Origin of the sequence: Vibrio sp. D54, from assembly GCF_021728075.1 — a bacterium.
Lineage (GTDB): Bacteria > Pseudomonadota > Gammaproteobacteria > Enterobacterales > Vibrionaceae > Vibrio > Vibrio alginolyticus.
Window position 1 is genome coordinate 49,108 of the sequence record NZ_JAKKCS010000013.1, and the last position, 22,771, is coordinate 71,878.

16 protein-coding genes and 1 riboswitch are annotated in these 22,771 nt (G+C 45.8%); of the genes, 11 read left to right on the plus strand and 5 right to left on the minus strand.

Annotated elements, in window-relative coordinates; genetic code table 11:
- Positions 1–34: 34 nt before the first annotated feature.
- Positions 35–3,526: an exodeoxyribonuclease V subunit gamma gene (gene recC / locus L3V37_RS16620; protein ID WP_237306626.1), complete on the minus strand. Its 3,492-nt coding sequence runs from the start codon at positions 3,524–3,526 to the stop codon at positions 35–37.
- Between the two features lie 252 nt (positions 3,527–3,778).
- On the opposite strand from recC, the gene L3V37_RS16625 reads away from it, so the two are divergent.
- Entirely contained in the window at positions 3,779–5,602 is a 1,824-nt protein-coding gene (locus L3V37_RS16625; RefSeq protein WP_237306627.1) for a DUF3413 domain-containing protein, read from the plus strand.
- A 75-nt stretch (positions 5,603–5,677) separates the two neighbouring features.
- Here the strand turns inward: L3V37_RS16625 and L3V37_RS16630 are convergent, their stop codons facing one another.
- Entirely contained in the window at positions 5,678–6,652 is a 975-nt protein-coding gene (locus L3V37_RS16630) for a TDT family transporter (RefSeq protein WP_017636010.1), read from the minus strand.
- 109 nt (positions 6,653–6,761) lie between these two features.
- Between L3V37_RS16630 and L3V37_RS16635 the strand changes: the two genes are divergently transcribed.
- The 5 genes from L3V37_RS16635 to dapD all read left to right on the plus strand — a co-directional run bounded on the left by L3V37_RS16635 (position 6,762) and on the right by dapD (position 11,537).
- Positions 6,762–7,688, plus strand: coding sequence for a LysR substrate-binding domain-containing protein (locus L3V37_RS16635; RefSeq protein ID WP_005482339.1), 927 nt, complete (start codon positions 6,762–6,764; stop codon positions 7,686–7,688).
- Between the two features lie 128 nt (positions 7,689–7,816).
- On the plus strand, positions 7,817–8,116 hold the full coding sequence (locus tag L3V37_RS16640; RefSeq protein WP_005380208.1) for a YebG family protein: 300 nt from the start codon (positions 7,817–7,819) through the stop codon (positions 8,114–8,116).
- A 157-nt stretch (positions 8,117–8,273) separates the two neighbouring features.
- A riboswitch (Fluoride riboswitch) is annotated at positions 8,274–8,349 on the plus strand.
- A 132-nt stretch (positions 8,350–8,481) separates the two neighbouring features.
- A complete protein-coding gene (locus L3V37_RS16645) occupies positions 8,482–9,174 on the plus strand; it encodes an iron-sulfur cluster assembly scaffold protein (protein WP_237306628.1) in 693 nt (230 codons plus the stop codon).
- Between the two features lie 23 nt (positions 9,175–9,197).
- Complete coding sequence (locus L3V37_RS16650) at positions 9,198–10,181, plus strand: GGGtGRT protein (protein ID WP_009707468.1); 984 nt, start codon at positions 9,198–9,200, stop codon at positions 10,179–10,181.
- A 324-nt stretch (positions 10,182–10,505) separates the two neighbouring features.
- Positions 10,506–11,537, plus strand: coding sequence for a 2,3,4,5-tetrahydropyridine-2,6-dicarboxylate N-succinyltransferase (dapD, locus tag L3V37_RS16655; RefSeq protein WP_005391708.1), 1,032 nt, complete (start codon positions 10,506–10,508; stop codon positions 11,535–11,537).
- Between the two features lie 81 nt (positions 11,538–11,618).
- On the opposite strand, the gene glpQ is transcribed toward dapD, so the two are convergent.
- Both glpQ and glpT read right to left on the minus strand, forming a co-directional pair.
- Complete coding sequence (gene glpQ / locus L3V37_RS16660) at positions 11,619–12,674, minus strand: glycerophosphodiester phosphodiesterase (RefSeq protein ID WP_025768218.1); 1,056 nt, start codon at positions 12,672–12,674, stop codon at positions 11,619–11,621.
- Between the two features lie 56 nt (positions 12,675–12,730).
- A complete protein-coding gene (gene glpT, locus L3V37_RS16665) occupies positions 12,731–14,095 on the minus strand; it encodes a glycerol-3-phosphate transporter (RefSeq protein WP_005380199.1) in 1,365 nt (454 codons plus the stop codon).
- 896 nt (positions 14,096–14,991) lie between these two features.
- On the opposite strand from glpT, the gene L3V37_RS16670 reads away from it, so the two are divergent.
- The 5 genes from L3V37_RS16670 to L3V37_RS16690 all read left to right on the plus strand — a co-directional run bounded on the left by L3V37_RS16670 (position 14,992) and on the right by L3V37_RS16690 (position 21,340).
- Positions 14,992–15,846, plus strand: a complete 855-nt coding sequence (locus L3V37_RS16670; RefSeq protein WP_005380195.1) for an MIP/aquaporin family protein — start codon at positions 14,992–14,994, stop codon at positions 15,844–15,846.
- A gap of 59 nt (positions 15,847–15,905) precedes the next feature.
- Entirely contained in the window at positions 15,906–17,423 is a 1,518-nt protein-coding gene (gene glpK, locus L3V37_RS16675; protein ID WP_005380193.1) for a glycerol kinase GlpK, read from the plus strand.
- 159 nt (positions 17,424–17,582) lie between these two features.
- Positions 17,583–18,374 carry a DeoR/GlpR family transcriptional regulator gene (locus tag L3V37_RS16680; protein ID WP_005380192.1) on the plus strand — a complete coding sequence of 264 codons (792 nt, stop codon included), beginning with the start codon at positions 17,583–17,585 and terminating at the stop codon, positions 18,372–18,374.
- A 177-nt stretch (positions 18,375–18,551) separates the two neighbouring features.
- Positions 18,552–20,111 carry a glycerol-3-phosphate dehydrogenase gene (gene glpD, locus L3V37_RS16685; protein ID WP_017636005.1) on the plus strand — a complete coding sequence of 520 codons (1,560 nt, stop codon included), beginning with the start codon at positions 18,552–18,554 and terminating at the stop codon, positions 20,109–20,111.
- Positions 20,112–20,386: 275 nt separating this feature from the next.
- Complete coding sequence (locus L3V37_RS16690) at positions 20,387–21,340, plus strand: CorA family divalent cation transporter (RefSeq protein ID WP_005380188.1); 954 nt, start codon at positions 20,387–20,389, stop codon at positions 21,338–21,340.
- 73 nt (positions 21,341–21,413) lie between these two features.
- Here the strand turns inward: L3V37_RS16690 and L3V37_RS16695 are convergent, their stop codons facing one another.
- Complete coding sequence (locus tag L3V37_RS16695) at positions 21,414–22,598, minus strand: NnrS family protein (RefSeq protein WP_005380186.1); 1,185 nt, start codon at positions 22,596–22,598, stop codon at positions 21,414–21,416.
- Positions 22,599–22,771: the final 173 nt, after the last annotated feature.

Here is a 22,771-nt window from a genome sequence, read left to right on the forward strand (position 1 = left end):
CCTACTCTTCCTTCTCTTTATCCAACTGTCTTTATTACGCTTTTACGTCATCAGCGTCTTGAACCGCTAAGCGCGCACCTTGCAAAACTAATGCTGTCAGCACACGAACTTCTGAGGCCAACTCATCATTCCAAGCAGGCCAAATTCGAGAGATGTACGCGTTATTGCCTTCGCCCGGGCTCATGAAGCCATCATTGAATGCGTCAGCCATTTTCTTCAAAGATTTCTCTTCGTCATCGACCCACTGACCGCGGCTAAAGCCCGCTTCAACACAAGCCAACGCCGTTTTCGGGAAATAAGGCAAAGGCTTAGTCATGCCTTCGAAGAACAAGCGAACTAATTCAGTCAGTAGCTGTTTGGCATACTGCGCATCGGCAATGTCTGGGTAGATCAAATGCAGCGCGCCTTCTTTACGATCGTAGCCAATCAGATGGGTTTTCTTAGCATGACCCGACGCCGACATGGCAAGGTGATCGATCCACGCTGCAAGGTAATCCTGCGAGCGAATCTTACCGCTTCGGTAACGAATCAACCCAGATTGGTAACACTGGGTTAGCCAACCTGTTAGGCGAACGTTTTTCTCTTCGCCTTCATTTCGCTCAAACAAGGAATCAAACGTCAGGTCGATTTCCAAATCGTCTTGAGGCGCACCAGATAAAAACGCCAGTTTGTCCACCAGCTCTTCCGCCTGAACTCGGTTGGTTTCAAATTCGATATCACCAAACGCCCCCACCGGCAGTTTGCCTTGCGCACGCTGTTGACTCATAAAGTGTTTAAGCACCTCTGTTTTTTTCTCTGGCTGCATCAATGTCGTTTCAAGCAAGGTTTCTAACAGCTCATCACGCATTTGATAACTTTCCAAACCACCTAAAACAAAGGGTTCGTCGTCTTCCATCACCGGCAGTGGCGGCTCAAAGATTACTTTTAAGCGACGATTGAAAAAATACTGCACCGGTAAGCGCCAGAAACGTTGCAACTCGACTAAGTCGAGCTCAAGCGGGAACGTCGCTCCTAACAGATAGTCGTCTAATGCCCGATTAAAATCACGACGAACATAGCCTTGCGATTGACTACTTTGAGTCAATGCCGCTGGAATCCACTCTTTCGCGTAGCTGGCGTGCATGCCTTGGAACGCACTTGGGCTAAACGGCACCATGGCGTGGGTATTCACCAACGCATTTAATAAGTTGTCGCCAGACTCATCAACGGGCAACGCTTCATCACCACTTAAACAATAGTTTTGGTGGCAGTATTCCATCAGCTCAGAAACCAGAACCGAAGGTACTCGCTCGGTGTTGTCTTGGATTGAACGGCCAACATAACTGATGTAGAGCGTTTGCTGTGCCGATAGCATTGCTTCGAGGAATAGGTAACGGTCATCATCTCGACGCGAACGGTCGCCCGGTTTGGTTCTTCCGGTCATCAAGTCAAAGCCTTCTGGCGGCATGGAGCGTGGGTACACGCCGTCATTCATCCCCAGTAGACAAACGGTTCTAAACGGAATAGAGCGCATCGGCATCAGGGTACAAAAGTTCACTTGACCAGCCAGGAAGCGCTGGCTGACTCGTGTGCCAGATAATTTGTTTTGAAGGTATTGGCTGATGATCGACGGCGACAACGCATCATCAAATGCGGCATCAGCTAATTGCTCTTTGAGTTGGCTGAGCGTATCGCGAATGGATTTGAGCGCCATTTCGCCTTCTAACTCAACTGAGAAGAAGTCATCCAGCAGTGAAACCAAAGTCTCTCGCCAACCATCAATAGTCTGAACATGAGAAAGTTTGCTTCGATAAGTGCTAATTTGTTGGATAAAGTGTGCCAACTTGCCCGCCAGCTCTGCACCCATGCCTTGCACTTCGTTGTACGGAGATAAACTGCCTTGCTCGGTTTCAAACAAACCTGCGGATTCTGGCATCGCGTAGCCAAGCAACATGCGTTGAATACCAAATTGCCATGTGTTTTGACGGGTTTCCGGCAGTTCAAATTCGCGTCCGGTATTGGCATCCAACCCCCAGCGAATTCCCGATTCTTCAACCCATTGTTTGGCTTGTAAGAAATCATCTTCGCTGAGTTCAAAACGCTTTAATATCGCCGGAGTTTCCAGAAGTTCGAGTAGTTCTGATGCCAAACAGCGCGTACTGGGTAAGTTCACCAACTGCATAAATGCGGCCAGAATTGGGCTCTCTTGATCGGCGGTTCGGTCAGAAATCGAATAGGGAATAAAACGCTCACCCGGCGCGTTACCAAAGACCGCCTGAATCGCAGGGCTGTAAGCGTTGATGTCCGCGACCATCACGATAATATCGCGCGGTTTTAACGTTGGGTCAGCATCGAACATCGCCAATAGTTGATCATGCAGCACTTCCACTTCGCGCATCGGGCTGTGACAAGCGTGTAGGCTCAGTGATTTATCACCCAAGCTAACCACTTGTTTGTGATGACTGTTTTCAATCTGTTGGTCATCTTGATGTTCTTCAAGATTGAGAATATCCGCTTGCAATTGATGGAGCAGACTGTCGCGCTCAACATCAACAAAGGCTTCAATTTCATGAGATTCCAGCTGAGACAACAGATACATATTGTCACGCCCGAGTTTACCCATGGATGCCAACAGACTGTTTCCGACCACATCGGTGTGCAGCTCATCGATCACATTATCTTCCAGTGATCCTTTCAGTTGCTCAGTTTCACCTTGCACTTCCGAGTGATCGTCCTGCCACACAACGTGCTGACGATGTTTCGCCGCCAAACGAGCCAGATATTTGCGATCTCGAACTTCACCCCAGTAATAACGACACGGGTTGGTGAACATCAGATGCACGTCGATGTGTTCACCAATTGCTTTTAGCGCATCCATATAGCGAGGCGGCAACGAAGAAATGCCAAAAACAAACAAACGCTTGGGTAAATGGTCAAAATTGCCGTTAAAACTCTCTAACGTGTCGATAAAGTGCTCATAAAGGTTGGCACGGTGATATGGAGACTGTCCTAATGACACAGTGTGATCATACAACGCTTGCCATAAGATCGGCTGCCACGGATGCTCATCTTCCAGCTCTGGCACACTCTGCCCAGCTTCCCAACTTGCGATCCACTCCGGACGATACACCAAGTAACCATCGAAAATATCGGCAATTTTCTCAGCCAGCTGATACAGCTTAGAGTGATCACTGTCATCTTTGAGGTACTGCGCTAACGGCGAAAACACGTCTCGGTTGAGAAGCCCCGGCAGCAGATGCATCAGCTTCCACGTCATCGCTTCTTTGTTAAACGCACTGCGTTTTGGCACGTCTGGCAACACCTGCGTAAACATTTCCCAAATGAAGGTTGCAGGGAGCGGAAAATCAATGTTTGCGGCAACACCAAACTCTTTGGCCAATTCCATTTTTAGCCATTGGGACATGCCCGGACTTTGAACCAGAATTTGTTCTTTTTCGAACGGGTTTTCCAGCGGACTGATTCGAATCAGTTCGACAAGGAGTGATTTAAGAACGTCAACTTGGTTGGAGTGATAAACAGTAAACAAATTGGGAATACCGAGCGCCGATTGAAACTGTTAGCTAGCTTAGCACAGCCCCATTTAAACCCGCAGTGATCTCGCGTTCGGAAAAAACAAAAGGTTATATATCACTCAAATAGAGTATGAATCTTCTGAATTTTCACATGTCAATCAAGTCTGACACTTCCATACAAAACGTGACATTCGTCGCAACTATTCCATAATAAAAAACACTGTTTTATACTCCCTCTACCCATAATTTATAAACAAACAAAAAGTATGTTTCGCAAACTGTCTTCCAACAGCGCTTGGCTGATTGCTTTTTTTGCTTGCTTTGCAGTGTACCTGTCGATCGCTTGTTATCCTTTTGTGTTGTCTAACAATCAGAATGAACCACTAACCTTTTTGCAAGGTTACTATTTGGTTTCGACTCAATATGGCTGGCTGGGCTTGATCGCTCTTCCATTTATGTTGTTGAGTTTATTGCTCTCTTTTCTACCGACTCGAGCATTCAAAGGTATCGTGATCGCTATCGCGGTCTGTCTATTGATCATGTTTAAAGTCGATATCCTCGTTTTTCAGCAATACAAACTTCACATCAACGCCCTATTAATCCGTATGTTTTTCGAAGGTGGCGGTGATGTCTTCGATATTTCGTGGATGAGTTGGCTTATCTTCGTCAGTGAAGTTGCCGTTCTGGTGATCGGGCTCGCCTGTACCGTTTGGGTAAGTAATAAACTGGCACAAAGCCGAGCTAAGTTCGTTTTGATCAGCGTTTGGTTTGCTGTATTGCTTAGCACGCAGATGATTCATGCGTACAAAAACGCACTTTACGACGATGAAGTCAGTCAGTTTTCGAATAACTGGCCACTTTACTACCCGCTGACGGCTCGTAAATTCATTTACAAACACGACCTAGTGGATGAGAACATTGCATCGAAGAACCGCGTAGAGTTAACCAACATTGAACGTAGCTCACTCAACTACCCGCTTGCGCCGATTCAAGTGCAAAGCAAAGAGAAACAGCCCAATGTTTTGTTTATCTTGGTTGACGCGTGGCGCTACAGTGATGCGACGCCGGAAGTCATGCCAAATGTCAGCAAGTTCGCCGAAAAAACGGTGAATTTCACACAACATATGAGCGGCGGCAACTCAACTCAAGCGGGTATTTTCAGCCTGTTTTACAGCTTGCCAGCGACCTACTGGGAAAGCTTTTACGCAAGTCAACGCTCTCCTGTGTTTATGGATACGCTGCAAGCAGAAGGCTACCGCATGGGCATTTTTGGCTCAGCACCGCTCACCAGTCCGCCACTCTCTCGCACGGTATTCAAAAAAGTGTCGGACTTGACCCTGAAACAAACTGGGGAAACAGCTGTCGAGCGCGATCAGCAGATAACAGACAAGTTCATCGAGTTCCAAAAGCAGGACAGCGACAAGCCGTACTTTGGTTTTCTGTTCTACGATGCCGCCCACGGCACGGTGTTTCCTGAACCTGAATTTGCGAAATTCAAACCATACTGGGAACGCGTTGACCACATTTTGCTCAACAACGATTTTGACGCTTCGCTTTACCACAATCGATACAAGAACTCGTTGTACTACATCGACAGCTTGATTGGTGATGTGCTGAAAAATGTCGACTTAGACAATACCATTGTGGTGATTTCATCAGATCATGGTGAAGAGTTTAATGACCATAAGATGAACTATTGGGGCCACACGGGTAACTACAGTGACGTTCAAGTACATGTGCCTCTTTACGTGTACATGCCAAATCGTCAGCCAGAGCAAGTTGATTACCGCACGACCCATTTTGACGTCGTGCCAACCATGATGAATACGCTGTTTAACGTTCAAGGCACAACGAGTTCATACAGCGTTGGTCATAACTTGTTTGATAGCTCTGCCTCTCGCGATTGGTATATTGCAGGCAGCTACTACAACTATGCATTGGTCGGCAAAGAACTGATGCTTGTGGTCAACCCTGGCGGGCACTCTCAGCAACTGAATCGCCAGTTAAAAGTCGAGAAAGAACAGAAAGTTCCTGTCGATATCATTCGTCATTCTCTGGATGAGATGTCGCGATTTTACAAAAAAGGCTAGCGTCCAACATCGACGCCGATTGAAATAAAAAAGCCTCTTGGTTGTAAGACCAAGAGGCTTTTTCCTATCTGCTATTTAAGCGTGATGAGCGTGCATCAAGCGTGGCTGAATCAATAAGTTGTTGATGTATTGTAAAGCCACATAAGAGACAACAAATGTTGCCACAATCAACTCAAGACCAGCTAAGCCTCGCACTTGTTGAACATAGTGCGCAGCCAATCCTTGCAACTCCATCCAATTCGCCATTTTAAACAGCGCCGTCGCACCGATCACCATCGGGAAAGTGAACGCCGCATAGCCTGGGCTAAATGGCAGTCTAAGCAATTTAAAGAATGCGAGGTAAATGATGGCTGTCATCAATACCGCGATACCAAATAGCATAGCGATGATCACTGGTGATGGTGTCGCAGTGACCGTTAAGTACCCTGCCAATGATAGACTTGCTGGCGCTGCCATGATTGCCATTGTTGGTTTCGCTGCATCCGGAATTTCATGGGTGAACATGAAACGGTAAATCATCATCGGCAACATGATCGCGTACGCCACCATACCAAACATCAATGCACCTTGTGCCACTGGTGCTAACATCGGGTTGCCAGAGAAAGACACATCCGCAACGATGATACCCACAGGCGGTACAAACCAACTAGGAACCATGTGGTGCAATTCAAAATCTTTGGCGCGATGGTAAACAAAGCTCACCAAGAACACGATGTGCAAAACCACCGCAATCAGCCAAAGCGCATCGCCAGCTAATGGGTAAAAATGGCCGAGAGAGTTCGATACCACCATAGTGCCCATCGCAAATGTCGGAACCACGCTGCCCACAACCGGATGAGCAAGATCTTGTCTCAACAGATGATTATGTAGCAAAAACTTGGTTGCCAATATAGCCAACAATATGCTTGCGATACCCGCACTAATCCACTGTCCGTAGCCATGTAATTCGGCGAAGTTTTCCCAACTCCAGCCCAAGCTTGCAATACCAAGAGCCAAACCCGCCATTGGAGTTGGCGCTCCCATTACTTTTGCTTTTGTTCTTTGAATCATGATGACCTCAACCAGACTCACTCTTGATGGGACGTATAATACGCTTGCACTTCGTTCCGATATATCTAATTATTTAAAACAAACGTTCAGAATTACTTAACGGTGGGGTATGGCAAGTCACATTTCTCTTAAACAACTGAAAGTGTTTACGACGATCACGCAGCACAAAACGCTCACAGCGGCTTCTGATAGTCTCTTTTTATCGAAAGCCGCAGTGAGCATGGCACTCTCAGAATTAGAAAAACAGATCGGCCATCACTTGTTTGATCGTGTTAATAACCGACTGATTTTGAACCAAGAAGGTCAAAAACTGCTACCACTGGCGGATGAGTTACTCAACCGAGCCAAAGACATCGAGAGCATTTTCGATGGTGACCAAGCGCTATCGGGCCAACTTCGCATTGGTGCCAGCGACACCATTGGCAACCAAGTCGCGCCCTATTTGCTTAGCGAATTTCGTCAGCAAACGAACCATCGTTCTCAAAGCCTGTTCATTTCTAACTCCGCACAAATCTGCGACATGCTGACCGATTACGAGTTAGACATAGCCCTCATTGAAGGCAAAACACTTCACCCTGAATTGCAGTCTACCCAGTTTAGCGAAGATGAAATGTGCGTGATTTGCGCGCCCGATTACCCAGCCGCGCATGAAGGGCCAGTAAACTTAACCGAGCTAGAAAACAGTGAATGGATATTGCGAGAGGCAGGATCTGGTTCACGCGAATTTTTTATGCGCGTTGTCGCACCGCGCTTAGAACATTGGCATGAAGCTTTTCAGCTCAATACCACCGAAGCGTTGATCAACTCAGTGTCTGCTGGGCTGGGCTTGGGCTGCTTGTCACGTTTGTCTGCAGAACCTGCTATTCGTGACGGCCGTGTAAAACTGCTCGACATGCCTTTAGATATGAAACGTCGCTTCTGGTTACTGGTTCATAAAGAGAAATATCAAAGCCCATTGCTCAAAACGTTTATCGAATTTTGCCAAGATTGGGAACGACCAACCAACCTTCCTTTGGGGAATAAATCCGCAAAGTGAAACCAAGATAGTTTAAATGCTAGTCAGTTAGTTGTACGTGTCTCTCATTCTGGGGCTTGTCGCTAGACTTGATTGGTCAAAAACTGTATAAAAAGCCAGTATCAATACACCAAATTAGGGGACCAACCATGGCTGTAATCGTCAAGTACGTGGTAGAACGCAATGGAGAAGAGAAAATGACTTTTACCTCTAAAGCGGAAGCTGACGCATACGACAAAATGCTGGATATGGCGGACGAGTTATTCTCACTGCTAGGTAAGAGTGAACTTCTAGAAGACGAAGGTAAGCAAGAAGATCTTGCAATGTTCCTTGCGCAAAACAAAGAAGAAGTGCTTTACGCTCTTGGTGCAAAACGTAAACCTGCACCAAAAAAAGCAAAGAAGCTTGAAGCTGTTGAAGAAGATAGCGAGCAAGAAGACGCTGCATAAGCCTCTCATTTGTTTAGAAAAAACGTCGCATTATGCGGCGTTTTTTTTATTCCTTCCGTTTATCTCCATATATCTCTGAGAATATAAAGAACCGATTTAATATCCCAAATTGCTCTAAATTTCATGTTGCAGATTAGTGTGACTTAGATCTAGTCTAAATGGGTTCGGTGATGGGGTACCACCGGAATCGAAAGATTCGAACCGCTGTTAAAGCTAATGACTCCTACAGAAACGAAAACAGGTCAGCCCTGTTGGAAGTGCTTTCGCTTATGTTGTGAAAGCGAGAGTTCTGTAGTGAGCAATTCAACTCTTCTCCAACCCCGCTCCTGTTTTCTCAAAAAATAAAAATACACTGGGAAAACATTATGCAATATTCACACGAAATCCAATCAATGTGCCCGATTCAACGTGGCGATCTTCATGCATCTGCACCGATCCCTGTTGAAGGCGCAATGATCAATCCAAAAGACGTTATCGCGATTTCTGGTCTTAGCCACGGCGTTGGTGCTTGTGCTCCTCAACAAGGCGCAGCAAAACTGACTCTTAACGTCAAAAACGGCATCATCGAAGAAGCTTTGATCGAAACGATCGGCTGTTCAGGCATGACTCAATCAGCCGCGATGGCCGCAGAAATCCTAACTGGCAAAACCATTCTTGAAGCACTGAATACCGACTTGGTATGTGATGCTATCAACGTCGCGATGCGCGAAATCTTCCTTCAATTTGTTTACGGTCGTACTCAATCTGCTTTCTCTGAAGGCGGCTTGGAAATTGGTGCGGCACTGGAAGACCTTGGTCAAACTCAACGTAGCCAAGTGGGTACTAGCTACTCAACCAAAGCAAAAGGCGTGCGTTACATGGAGTTGGCTGAAGGCTACGTAACAAAACTCGCACTAGACGAAAACAAAGAAGTGATTGGTTACCAATATCTCAACCTAGGCAAGATGATGAAAGCCATCAACGAAGGCGTATCTGCTGCAGAAGCCGCAGACAAAGCAACGGGGACTTACGGTCGTTTTGACGAAGCCGTAACGATCATCAACCCACGCCAACAATAATTGCCACCAAGAGGAAAGAGATTATGAACACTCCAATTACTGAATCTGTACGTCGCACATTAGACGAAATGCAACTTTCTTCTCTGGAAGAGGCTTACCAATACTGTATGGATCGTGGTATCGACCCTAAAGCACTAGTGATGGACACTCAACCTATCGCGTTTGAAAGCGCTGCCGATGCCTACACTCTAGGTACCGCTTTGGCGATTTTCCGCGGTGCAAAAACAGCAGAAGAAGCGGCAAACATCATCGGTGAAGGTCTTCAGGCGTGCACTAAACCCGGCAGCGTGGCAGAGCAACGCCGAGTGGGTATCGGTCACGGTGCATTGGCGGCTCGTCTATTGAATGAAGAAAGTGGCTGTTTCGCTTTCCTTGCCGGTCATGAGTCATTCGCAGCGGCAGAAGGCGCAATCAAAATCGCATTGAACGTGAACAAATCACGTAAAAATCCGTTGAAAGTTATCCTAAATGGTTTGGGTAAAGACGCCGCTTACCTAATCTCACGCATCAATGGTTTCACTTACGTACGCACTCAATACAACTACCAAACTGGTGAGTTAGTGGAAGTAGAACGTCGCCGTTTCTCCCAAGGTCCACGTGGTGAGATCCTTTGTTACGGTGCAGACGATGTGCGTGAAGGCGTGGCTATCATGCATAAAGAACAAGTGGATGTGAGCATCACTGGTAACTCAACCAACCCGACTCGCTTCCAACACCCAGTAGCAGGTATCTACAAAGCGGAACGTAACCGTGAAGGCATGCCTTACTTCTCAGTTGCATCAGGTGGTGGTACTGGTCGTACTCTACACCCGGATAATGTGGCGGCAGGTCCTGCCTCTTACGGTATGACAGATACCATGGGTCGCATGCACGCCGATGCGCAATTCGCGGGTAGCTCTTCAGTACCTGCACACGTAGCAATGATGGGCTTCATCGGTATGGGCAATAATCCAATGGTAGGTGCAACGGTTGCACTTGCAGTAGAGGTCGGTGAGCTAAGCCTCTAAGTCGATTTATCGCTTTACTACCCAAAGCCAGTAAATCCAACAAACCCAGTGTAGGGGGAGTGACTTCGGTCCTCCCCTTATTTTTTGCGATGCTCCCTTCTCCCACTTCACTGTGTCTCTGCCCAAAATCGGTCTGATAAGGCTTTTGCGACACATTTCTCATCAGACAAACATATCTCTAAAAAGACAAAAGGTATCCATCTACGGACTTTCTCCATTTCCCCTCTTTAAACTCCCTAGCACTCTCATTATGATGACTGACAACTTAATTATTTCTTGTCAATGAACAGACGAGACACAAGACTCAACACATGGAGATCAACTATGGCTTTCTTCTCTCTAGCCTTTGGTACGGCAACTAAAAACCGCGACGGCAAAATCATTGAAGCGTTTTTCCCAAACCCAGTTCTTAACCCAAGCGAAGCGCTTGTTAACGCACTAGCAGCAGTAGCAGGTTACGAGCAAGGCAACCAAGCTATCGAGATCTCTGCAGCACAAAGCGCAGAACTGGCAGCAGCATTTGAAGCAAACGGCGATGCGGCAAACGCATCTTTCGCAGCAAAAGCAGCAGAATCAGCACAACCACTTGTACTGGTTATCCTTGCCACTGACGAACAGCCACAAAGCGTTGCTGAAGGTTTCTTAAAACTTCAACTTATCTCTAACCGCCTAGTTCAACCGCACGGCACGGTACTAGACGGCATCTTCGGTCTACTACACAACATCGCATGGACTAACGAAGGTCCAATCGATCTACCTGAACTAGCAGAGCGTCAAATTGAAGCTCGCCTAGCGGGTCGTGCACTAAGCGTAGATTGCGTAGACAAGTTCCCTAAAATGGTGGACTACGTAGTACCAACTGGCGTTCGTATCGCTGATACTTCTCGCGTACGTCTTGGCGCACACGTTGGCGAAGGCACAACAGTAATGCACGAAGGCTTCATCAACTTCAACGCGGGTACAACAGGCGTGAGCATGGTTGAAGGTCGTATCTCTGCTGGCGTAGTGGTTGGTAACGGCTCTGACATCGGCGGCGGCGCATCTATCATGGGCACACTATCTGGCGGCGGTAAAGTTGTAGTTTCTATCGGTGAAAACTCTCTACTAGGCGCGAACGCAGGTCTTGGCTTCCCAATGGGTGACCGTTGTACTATCGAATCAGGTCTGTACGTAACTGCTGGTTCTAAAGTACGCATGCTAGATTCTGCTGGCCAAGAAGTAGAAGTAGTGAAAGCACGCGATCTTGCAGGTGTTTCTGACCTACTGTTCCGTCGTAACTCTGTAACAGGTCAAATCGAGTGTCTTGCTAACAAGAGCGCGGTTGAACTGAACAGCGAACTGCATAAAAACAACTAATTCATTCGTGAATTAACCCTACGAAAAATCCCCCAGCAGGAAACTGTTGGGGGATTTTTTAGCTTACAGCAAAATGCGTGATTACTGATTTAAAAAGCTGACCGCTTTATCTGGGAAATCAGTAAACAAACCATCCACTTTTACTTGGTTGTAGTACACATCCATCATGCCTTCAAAGCTGTCAGTGTACGCTGGAATGCGTCCTGGATCGGCGCGGAACGTGTATGGATGCACTTGCAAGCCAGCGTCTTTTGCAGCCTTCATCAACGGCTTGATGATGATATTGTCTTTGGTTGACTTATCATCCACCAGCATCGGCTTCCAAGGTCCAATTCCTTCCGCGTAACTCGCTACTTTCTTCATTCCGTCGGCTTCGAACATCCAGTCATAACTGTATGGTGTTGCCTTGTCGCCTTTGTACACCATAGTTTCGTTCCAGTCCGTGTAAGCCATAAGCTGAACGAGCTTTAAGTCCATGTCCATTGCAGGCATGAGTTCACTGTTGATGCGTTGAAGTTCATTCGCATCAAAACACTGAAGGTAGACTTTGTCGTCTTGAGAGCCGTAACCGTACTGCTTCAAGACTTTAAGTACTGCTTTAGAAATGTCCTTACCTTCATGACGATGGAACCAAGGCGCTTTAATTTCTGGGTAAATACCGATGTCATAACCCAGCGTTTTGTTTAAGCCTTGGATCAGCTCAATCTCTTCAGCAAACGTCGGCACGGTGAAATCAGATTTCCACATAGGGAATCGGGTTGGATAGCCCGCTACTTTGTTGCCTTTGTCATCGATATTAAAGCCTTCAGTTACTCGCAAGGATTTGATTTCCGCCAGAGTGAAATCAATCGCATAATAACGACCATCTTTACGTGCACGATCAGGAAAACGCTCCGCAACATCCGTTACGCGATCGAGATAATGGTCATGCAACACGACCAACTGGTCATCTTTCGTCATTACCACATCTTGCTCTATGTAGTCAGGTTTCATTGCGTAAGCAAGTGCTTTGGCTTCTAGCGTGTGCTCAGGCAAGTAGCCCGATGCACCACGATGCGCAATGACAAGCGGCTTCGCAATCGCACCAGCAGAGAGGCTAAGTGCTAAAAAAGTAAGACATACTGACTTTGTTTTCATTGTTATTTCCTTGATAAAGCGAAGAGGCAGTATTCCACTGCCTCTTTAAATAAATATTACGCTAGCGCTTCCTTCTCGCGCTCTTTTTGCTCGTGGTGCGCACGTTCACCTAAGAAGGCGTACATCAAACACACGATAGAAGTAATACAAGAACCCACTAAGATGATAAAGCCACCATCCCAGCCAAAGTGGTCTACGGTGTAGCCCAAAATCGCGTTTGCGGCAACTGCCCCACCCAGGTATCCAAACAAACCAGTAAGACCAGCGGCAGTACCTGCGGCTTTCTTCGGAGCGAGTTCAAGTGCGTACAAACCGATCAGCATAACCGGACCATAGATTAGGAAGCCAATTGCAATAAGCGCCATCATATCTACTGTTGGGTTGCCTGCAGGGTTAAACCAATAAACCATCACTGCAACTGTCACTAACACCATAAATAAGATACCAGCAGGTGCACGACGACCTTTGAACAATTTGTCAGAGATCCAACCACACAATAGTGTTCCTGGAATGCCAGCCCATTCGTATAAGAAATAAGCCCATGACGATTTATCTACCGAGAAATCCTTCGCTTCTTTTAGGTAAACAGGTGCCCAGTCCAGTACGCCGTAACGAATTAGGTAAACAAATGCGTTTGCAATTGCAATCGACCAAAGAAGTTTGTTGTTGAAGACGTATTTGAAGAAGATTTCCTTCGCTGTCATTTCTTGTTCATGGGACTTGTCATAGTCATCTGGGTAATCGTCTTTGTATTCTTCAATAGGAGGCAGACCACAAGACTGAGGGGTATCGCGAACCGTCATCCAAACAAACACAGCAACCAACGTGGCGAAAAATGCAGGAACATAAAATGCAGTGCGCCAATCATCGTTAAATGCCCACAGGCCAAGAATAAATAGTGGACCAATCAAGCCACCACCCACGTTGTGCGCCACGTTCCAAACCGAAACGATCTCACCACGCTCTTTACGTGACCACCAGTGCACCATGGTTCGGCCACAAGCAGGCCACCCCATCCCTTGGAACCAACCGTTTAAGAAAAGCAAAATGAACATCGCAGTGACGCTACCAGTCGCCCATGGCATAAAGCCAAAGCAAAACATCACTAATGCAGACATCAATAGGCCGCCACTAAGGAAATAGCGAGGGTTGGAGCGGTCTGAAACGCTGCCCATTAGAAACTTAGAGAGACCATATGCAATGGAAACAGCTGCCAAGGCGACACCTAAGTCTCCGCGGCTAAAGCCTTGCTCGATAAGATAAGGCATCGCCAAACTGAAGTTTTTACGAACTAGATAGTAACCGGCGTAGCCAACAAAGATACCGATAAAGAGTTGCCAACGGAGGCGAGAGTAGGTGCTATCGATGCTGCCAGGGGACAGACGATCAATGTGCGCCTTAGGTTTGAATATTCCAAACATAGGAACCTCATTATTTTGTATGCGATGGTAAAAACACAAAAGGAGCGAACGAAACAAAATAAATCTTCGTTCGAAAGTTCATGAATTGTATGGAGTTAGGATTTTATTTCTGTGACAAATGTTGCACATGAATTAAATATAAGTAAATACAGTAAATTATATGAGCATTAATTAGATCATCGTTCAACTTTACTCAAGATTCGTTAATATTAAACTGATGTTCAAACCCCTCACTTTAGCATTCCAATTCGAAACCTTTGAAACAAAGGCTCGAATTAGAACATAAACTAACCGTAAAAAGGGCGATTTACGCCTGCCCTACTCGCTCCGAACCAACTAATAACTAAAAAGCTGAAAAACGATCACGTTTAGCATCAAACGAAATAAAAAAAACAATTTTTTATTTGAATACAAGCCGAAGCAATGATTCACAAACACAAGACATTAACAGCGTTTATTCTCTTCTCAACTCATCCTATTGGTATCAATGGGATGACGATTTTTTCTAAAAGTCCAAACATGACTGCGTATTTTTATATCACTGCTAGCCCTTGATACATTTGACATCCTCCTACTCCTTTAGGGTTAACTGCTACACAAGTTCTGTGTAATAAATCTCCAAGCACGTAGCAGCTTCACAAAACTCCTCTTACCAGTTGTGCATTCTTTTTCACATCGGTAATTTGAGCGCTCTCAACACTGGCCTCGTGACAAATAAATTATTTTCGTTGTGTTCTTTTCCGGTTAAAAGATGCGCCATTTAACAAAAACGAAGACTTTGATTAACAAATTTATGCTCAAACGCTCATTTTTAACGCTCGTTTGTTTTCGCAAACGTTTATATATGCACAATAGTATCGTGCTAGACAGGCAAAAATGATCAAAGGACTTTTAACATGACAACGAACAAACACCCCTCTCTGCTCGGAGAATGTTTGGCCGAGTTTATCGGTACAGGACTACTTATTTTCTTCGGCGTAGGCTGTGTTGCAGCCTTAGTTCTAACAGGCGCATCATTTGGACAATGGGAAATCAGTATTGTATGGGGCTTCGGTGTCGCCATCGCTATTTACTGTACGGCTGGCGTCTCTGGTGCACACATCAACCCTGCCGTTACCATCGCACTTGCTATGTTCCATGGTTTTGATAAGGCGAAAGTGGTGCCATACATTATCGCTCAAATGCTTGGGGCATTCTGTTCTGCTGCATTGGTATACAGCTTATACAGCAACCTTTTCACCGACTACGAAATCGCTCATAACTTCGTTCGCAGCAGCCAAGATGCACTAGCAACTGCTGGTATCTTCTCAACCTATCCGCATGCCTCCCTCTCTTTCTTTGGTGCTTTTGCTGTGGAATTCGTTATCACTGCTGTGCTGATGTTTGCGATTCTGGCTCTGGGCGATGAAAATAACGGCGCAGCACGTGGCGCAATGAACCCTCTATTGATCGGTATTTTGATTGCCGTCATCGGTGGTTCACTTGGCCCACTAACAGGCTTTGCGATGAACCCTGCTCGTGACTTTGGACCGAAGCTGTTCGCTTACTTCGCAGGTTGGGATTACGCTCTGACAGGTGCTAAAGACATTCCTTACTTTATCGTGCCTTTACTTGCTCCGATTGCAGGTGCGTGTTTTGGTGGTTGGTTGTATCCAAAAGCGATTGCCGCTTACCTTCCACAACAAGGCCACGGTTGTACGATTCCAAACCAATGTGAGACGGAAGAAGAAACAGAAGAAGCTAGAGCTTAAAACTGACGTAACTCGAACATTTACTAAAATATAAATAACGAAACAAAAGGATTCTTACCATGACTGAGCAAAAATACATTGTTGCCCTGGACCAAGGTACAACAAGCTCTCGCGCAGTGATTCTTGATCACGATGCGAACATCGTAAGCGTCGCGCAACGCGAATTTACTCAGATTTATCCAGAAGCTGGTTGGGTTGAACATGATCCAATGGAGATCTGGGCAACACAAAGCTCTACTTTAGTAGAAGCTCTAGCTAAGTCTGGCATCCGTAGCGACCAATTAGCGGCTATCGGTATTACTAACCAGCGTGAAACGACCATCGTCTGGAACAAAGAAACAGGTAAACCCGTTTACAATGCGATCGTATGGCAATGTCGCCGTACTGCTGATATCTGTGAAGATTTAAAAGCACGCGGTCTCGAAAACTATGTACGTGACAACACTGGTTTGGTGCTTGACCCTTACTTCTCAGGTACCAAAGTTAAATGGATTCTGGACAATGTTGAAGGCGCACGAGAAGACGCAGAAGCAGGCAAGCTGTTGTTTGGTACTGTCGATACTTGGTTAGTTTGGAAGATGACTCAAGGTCGCGTTCACGTAACCGACTACACTAATGCATCGCGTACCATGCTGTTTAACATCAACGATCTATGTTGGGATCAAAAAATGTTAGATGAGCTTGGCATTCCAGCATCTATGATGCCAGAAGTGAAGCGCTCATCGGAAATTTACGGTAAAACCAACATCGGTGGTAAAGGCGGTACTCGTATTCCTATTTCTGGAATCGCAGGTGACCAACAAGCGGCGCTTTACGGCCAAATGTGTGTTGAAGCGGGTCAAGCGAAAAACACTTACGGTACGGGTTGTTTCTTGCTAATGAATACGGGCCAAGAAAAAGTCACTTCGACACATGGCCTTCTAACTACTTTGGCTTGTGGTCCTGCAGGCGAACCAGCTTATGCACTTGAAGGCGCCGTATTCATGGGTGGAGCTTCTATCCAATGGCTACGCGATGAATTGAAAATCCTAAACGGTGCAGAAGACTCTGAATACTTCGCGACAAAAGTGGATACATCAAACGGCGTTTATGTCGTGCCTGCATTTACTGGTTTAGGCGCTCCATACTGGGATGCCTACGCACGTGGCACGATTGTCGGCCTTACTCGCGGTGTGAATTCAAACCATATCATCCGTGCAACATTGGAAGGCATCGCTTATCAAACTCGTGACGTACTGGATGCGATGCAAGCTGACTCAGGCATTAAGCTTGCGAACCTTCGCGTCGATGGTGGTGCAGTAGCGAACAACTTCCTAATGCAATTCCAATCCGATGTATTGAACACAGAAGTACACCGCCCTCAAGTAACTGAGGTTACCGCTCTTGGTGCAGCCTACCTTGCCGGCCTTGCAGTTGGTTACTGGGATAGCATTGATGAGTTGCAGAATAAAGCGGTACTTGATCGCACCTTTGAGCCACACGATGATGAAGAAAAACGCAATCGTCGTTACAAGGGCTGGAAACGTGCAGTGAAATGTGCACAAACCTGGTCTGAACTTCACGACGAAGAAGATTAATCTCATCTCCATAAGAAAAAAAGAGCGCCATTTGTGCGCTCTTTTTGCGCTTTATCCCCGATTCCTGAACTCGCTTACTTCTCACAACGAGCAAATTCGAGCACAATAGAGCTTCGAATTTGAAGCATTGGCCGTTACCAATGCACAAGGGAGTGGTAAGTGAAGCAAATACCTCGACACCAGCAGATTGTTGAGCTGGTGAAAAAACAAGGCTATGTCAGCACGGATGAGTTAGTAGAAAGATTCAATGTCAGCCCACAAACCATCCGACGCGATCTCAATGAACTCGCCGATGACAACAAAATTCGTCGTTATCACGGTGGAGCCACTATTCCTCTCAGTTCTGAAAACACATCTTACAACACGCGTAAAGCGCTCAACTTCAATGAAAAAGATGTCATTGCAGACGAGGTAGTCAAACACATTCCAGATGGTGCCACACTATTCATCGATATCGGCACCACACCAGAAGCAGTTGCGCGAGCGCTCAATAAAAACCATAAACAGTTGCGTGTTGTCACCAACAACATCAATGTTGCGACCATTCTTTTCCCTAACCCTGAAATCAAAGTCATCTTAGCGGGTGGAGAAGTCCGCAGCAGAGACGGCGGTATTGTTGGCGAGGCTACCCTCGATTTCGTTAAACAGTTCCGTCTCGACTTTGGTATTCTCGGCATTAGCGGTATCGACTTCGATGGCTCGCTATTAGACTTTGATTACCACGAAGTCCGGGTCAAACAAGCGATCATTGACAATAGCCGTAGTGTATTTCTTGCCGTAGACCACACCAAGTTCGGGCGCAATGCTATGGTGAAACTAGGCAATATTGCACAGCTCAACATGATCTTTACCAATAAGCAGCCACCAGAAGAAATCTTGTCAATTTTGAAGGAAGCTTCTATCCCACTTGAAGTGGTTGAAGCTAACGAATCAAACTCCGAAAACGAGTAACGTCAATCGTATAACTCCCCCTCAAATGACCTCTGTCTTAATTAGACAGAGGTTTTTTTTGTGTCTAAATCACACAAAACGCTCACAAACGAAAATAATAGATGATCACAAACGAAACCTGAGCTAGGATTACATTATGTTCTAAAATGCTCGTTCGCTCACAAAGAGGTCAAATTTATGAGTATACAAAATAATGCTTCCACTACTAGCTCATCCACTACCTTAGACTTGATCGTAATCGGTGGCGGCATTAACGGAGCTGGTATTGCAGCAGACGCAGCTGGCCGAGGTTTGAGTGTTGGCTTATATGAAGCAAATGACTTCGCATCTGCGACTTCTTCAGCAAGTTCTAAACTGATACACGGCGGTTTACGCTACCTTGAACACTACGAGTTTCGTTTAGTTTCGGAAGCGCTCGCAGAGCGTGAGGTTATTCTTCGTAAAGCACCACACGTCGCACTACCAATGCGTTTCCGTTTACCGCATCGCCCATTCCTACGCCCAGCTTGGATGATTCGTTGTGGCCTTTTCCTTTACGATAACTTGGGTAAACGTACGACGCTGCAAGGCAGTAAAACCGTCAACCTTGCGAAGTCTGGCTTGCTAAAACCAGAAATGAAAACGGGTTTCGAATACTCTGACTGTTGGGTTGATGATGCACGTTTAGTATTACTGAACGTTCTTGCGGCTCGCGAAAACCATGCTGAAGTGCGTAACTACTGCCGCGTGGAAAAAGCACACCGTGAAGGTGGTATCTGGCACGTTACTATTCACGATGTGATGACAGACCAACGTTTCGAACGTAAAGCGAAAGCGTTAGTCAATGCTGCGGGGCCTTGGGTAAAACAGTTCTTTGATGATGGATTAGAGCAAGCCTCTCCTCGTAACATTCGCTTAATCAAAGGCTCGCACATCGTTGTTCCTCGTATCCACAACGAACCGCAAGCCTACATCCTTCAAAACAAAGACAATCGCATCGTATTTATGATTCCTTACTTAGATAAGTTCTCAATCATTGGTACAACAGATGTGGAATACAAAGGTGACCCACGTGAAGTGTCGATCTCAGATGACGAAGTCGATTACCTCATTGATATCGTAAACCAACACTTTGTCCACCAGTTGACTCGCGAAGATGTAGTTTGGACATACAGCGGTGTTCGTCCTTTATGTGACGATGAATCTGACTCTCCGCAAGCAATCACACGAGACTACACGCTAGAGCTCGATGCGGAATACGACCATGCACCTCTGCTTTCTGTTTTTGGTGGTAAGTTAACGACCTACCGTAAGTTAGGTGAAGCAGCAATGAAGAAACTTGCTCCGTTCCTACCTGAAATGGGTAAAGACTGGACCGCCAACCAAACCCTTCCTGGTGGTAACTTCAGCTGTAGTCGTGAACAATTAGCTAAACAAATTCACGCTAAATACACTTGGGCGCCAGAAGCATTGATTCTTCGTTATGTCACACAGTTTGGTACCCAAACCTGGAACTTAATGGAAGGCACAACAAGTGAAGCTGACTTAGGACAAACGTTCTCGGCACAAGCAGGTGGTGTTTACCAACGTGAGATCGATTACTTAATGAACCATGAAATGGCAATGACCGATGAAGACATTTTATGGCGCCGTACTAAGCTTGGTCTTTACATGAACGAGGAAGAAAAACAGGCCTTAACGGACTATTTAAAGAAAAAGCTACAACAGAAAGTGGTTAATCTTTCTCAAGTTGGCTAACAGCTCCCCTCCCTCCCCCACAATAAAGCCTGCTTAGTTGCAGGCTTTTTGTTTTGTTGTTTAAGCACAACACCTTGGTGCGCTCCACTCGATTGCAAATAAGAACAACTATTCATAGACATTTGGCGTTAAATACAATCATACTCATTTGAAAAATAATGCATCAATGACTTCAGAGTACCGTACTCAGAGTATTGCCTCTGTATGGCAATGCAATTCTCGCGAAAGAAGTATCTTGAGGTTATTTTGGTATCGGCTCAAACAAGGAAAAGAAAATGGGTTTTATGATTGAACATTGGGACTTCTCAACCCCAGAAGCAACTCAACAATCCACCACGGCAGAGCAAATTCAAGCGAAGCATTGGTACCATTGCGAACGGCTGCATCCTGATATTCGTGGTTGGCTGGAGCAGAACCAAGTACCTCGAGCTACGGTTGATCATCTATTAGCCGACGAAAGTCGACCATCTTTCCATCCTTTGGATGACGAGAACTTCATGTTGATTTTACGAGGCGTCAATATGAACGGCAATGCATCACCAGAAGATATGCTTAGTATTCGAATTCTCTACTTTCAAGGCGCACTCATTTCAACTCGTAAAATTCCATCACGCGCGATCATGGAGATTCGCCAAGCATTAGCTGAACACAAAGGCCCAAAAAGTCTTGCCAGTTTACTTCATCAGATCATTGAAGGATTAAACAGTAAAATAGACATTTACCTTGATACGATTGAAGAAACACTAAACCAGTTCGATGTGAATGATGAGTCGACGTACAAACATATGGCGACTCAAAAAGCACTGATTTCTATCAAGCGTTTTATTCGTCCTCAGCAGTACGCTATCCGTGATCTTGTGGAGTCAGAATCAGAATTGATTGCTTTGAGACCTCATCAATATCGCTTCGCACACAATAATATTACGCGCATAAATGAAACACTTGAGTTTTATCTTGGAGAAGTGGCGCTTTTCCAAGAAGAGATCAAACATCATCGTGATGAGAAAACCAATAAAAACAGTTACCTGTTTACTTTGGTAGCAACGATTTTTCTACCAACCAGCTTCTTAACAGGTTTACTCGGTATCAATGTTGGTGGAATGCCAGGCGTGGATTCCACCATGGCATTCACCTGGTTCTGCATCGCCTTAATTGTCATTTTTGGTCTAGAGTGGTGGCTATTTAAACGCTTGGGGCTCACGAATAAAGCGGACGACGAAGACGAATAAACACTAAACCTATAAAGAACAAAAACCAAAAGAGGAGCACGCGGCTCCTCTTTTCTCTACTCACATTAGAATCTTATCCGGGGTGACCATCCACACGAGGGGTCACAAGCATCACACCAAAGCGCCACACAAATAGCCCAAACGCAACAATCCATAATCCACCGCTGATATCAATCCACAGTATCATGTTCGCTGGATCAAAGATCACGGCGAAACTGCGAACCAAAGCTGCCGCGGTAATCGCTGCAAACGCAAGGCTCATGTTTGGCCCTTTGTAGATCATGCGACCAGTATGTCCCATCGTCACCCGTGTAATCATCGCTAAAATCAAACCGCCTAACGCACCTATCGCAAACAGGTGAATGAGGTTATGGCTGGCAAATGCATCTCCCCAGACGCCTCGCAAAATTAAGCTTAGTGGTAAACACAAATACGCAGCATGCAGCGACCACACTAAAGGCTCGTTCAGGGTTAACCAAGGTTTCCAGCGAACAAAACGCACCAACTGAGCAACACCTGCAAATAGCATCAAAGGACTACCTAGTTCTGCAAACGTCACAGGGAAAAAGCTCAGCACAAATAGCATTACCAATGGCAAGTTCGCGAACCACTCTAACCAAGCCAATGGTTGCGCTTTTTCGAAATTAAATCGACGCGCAGTAAAAAATGGAATCACACGTCCGCCCATCACTGACAACAGCAAGGTAAACCACCACAGCATTGCTTGCCACACCGCTGAAGAGCTAAAGGGCGGCATACCTTTTATCGTTGCGTAGCTTGCAAAGTTCGCAAAGATGGCTAAAAGAAACAGTGGAACGAAAAACAAATTACGCCAACCTTTGGCTCGATACACACGAATGCCCACCTCATAGGCGACAAACAGTAAAAATACCGCTTCGATACTGCTGGTTAACCATAACGGTGCTTGTGTCCAAAGCAATATGCGGGGCACTAACCACAAGCCAAATAAAGCCAGAAGCATGTAATGCTTGGTACCATTAATGCCAGTCCAGTTTTGTACCGCGGTCAGTACAAAGCCAACTACAATGGCCATCGAAAAACCGAACAACATTTCATGTACGTGCCACCACAATGCAGGCACGGCTAATGCGTTTGGCTGTCCGCCTTGGAACATCCACACCCACAACGCAATCGCAACAATGGCGTAAATCGACCCAAACAGAAAAAACGGCCGAAAGCCTAATCGCAGCCATGCGGGGATTTTTTCTTCTACTTTTTTATCGGTGATATTCAGCATTATCTTGCCCTCAAGCGTCTCTCGATGCTGGTTAACTCAACTACATATTGATGCTACCATAAACATGTATAAAAAATACATGTTTATAATTAAGATTATACTTAAGAGGTAAAGTTGTGCTTCAGATGCGGGTTAGGTATAAACATGAGAGGCACAACTATCAGTTAAGGGAT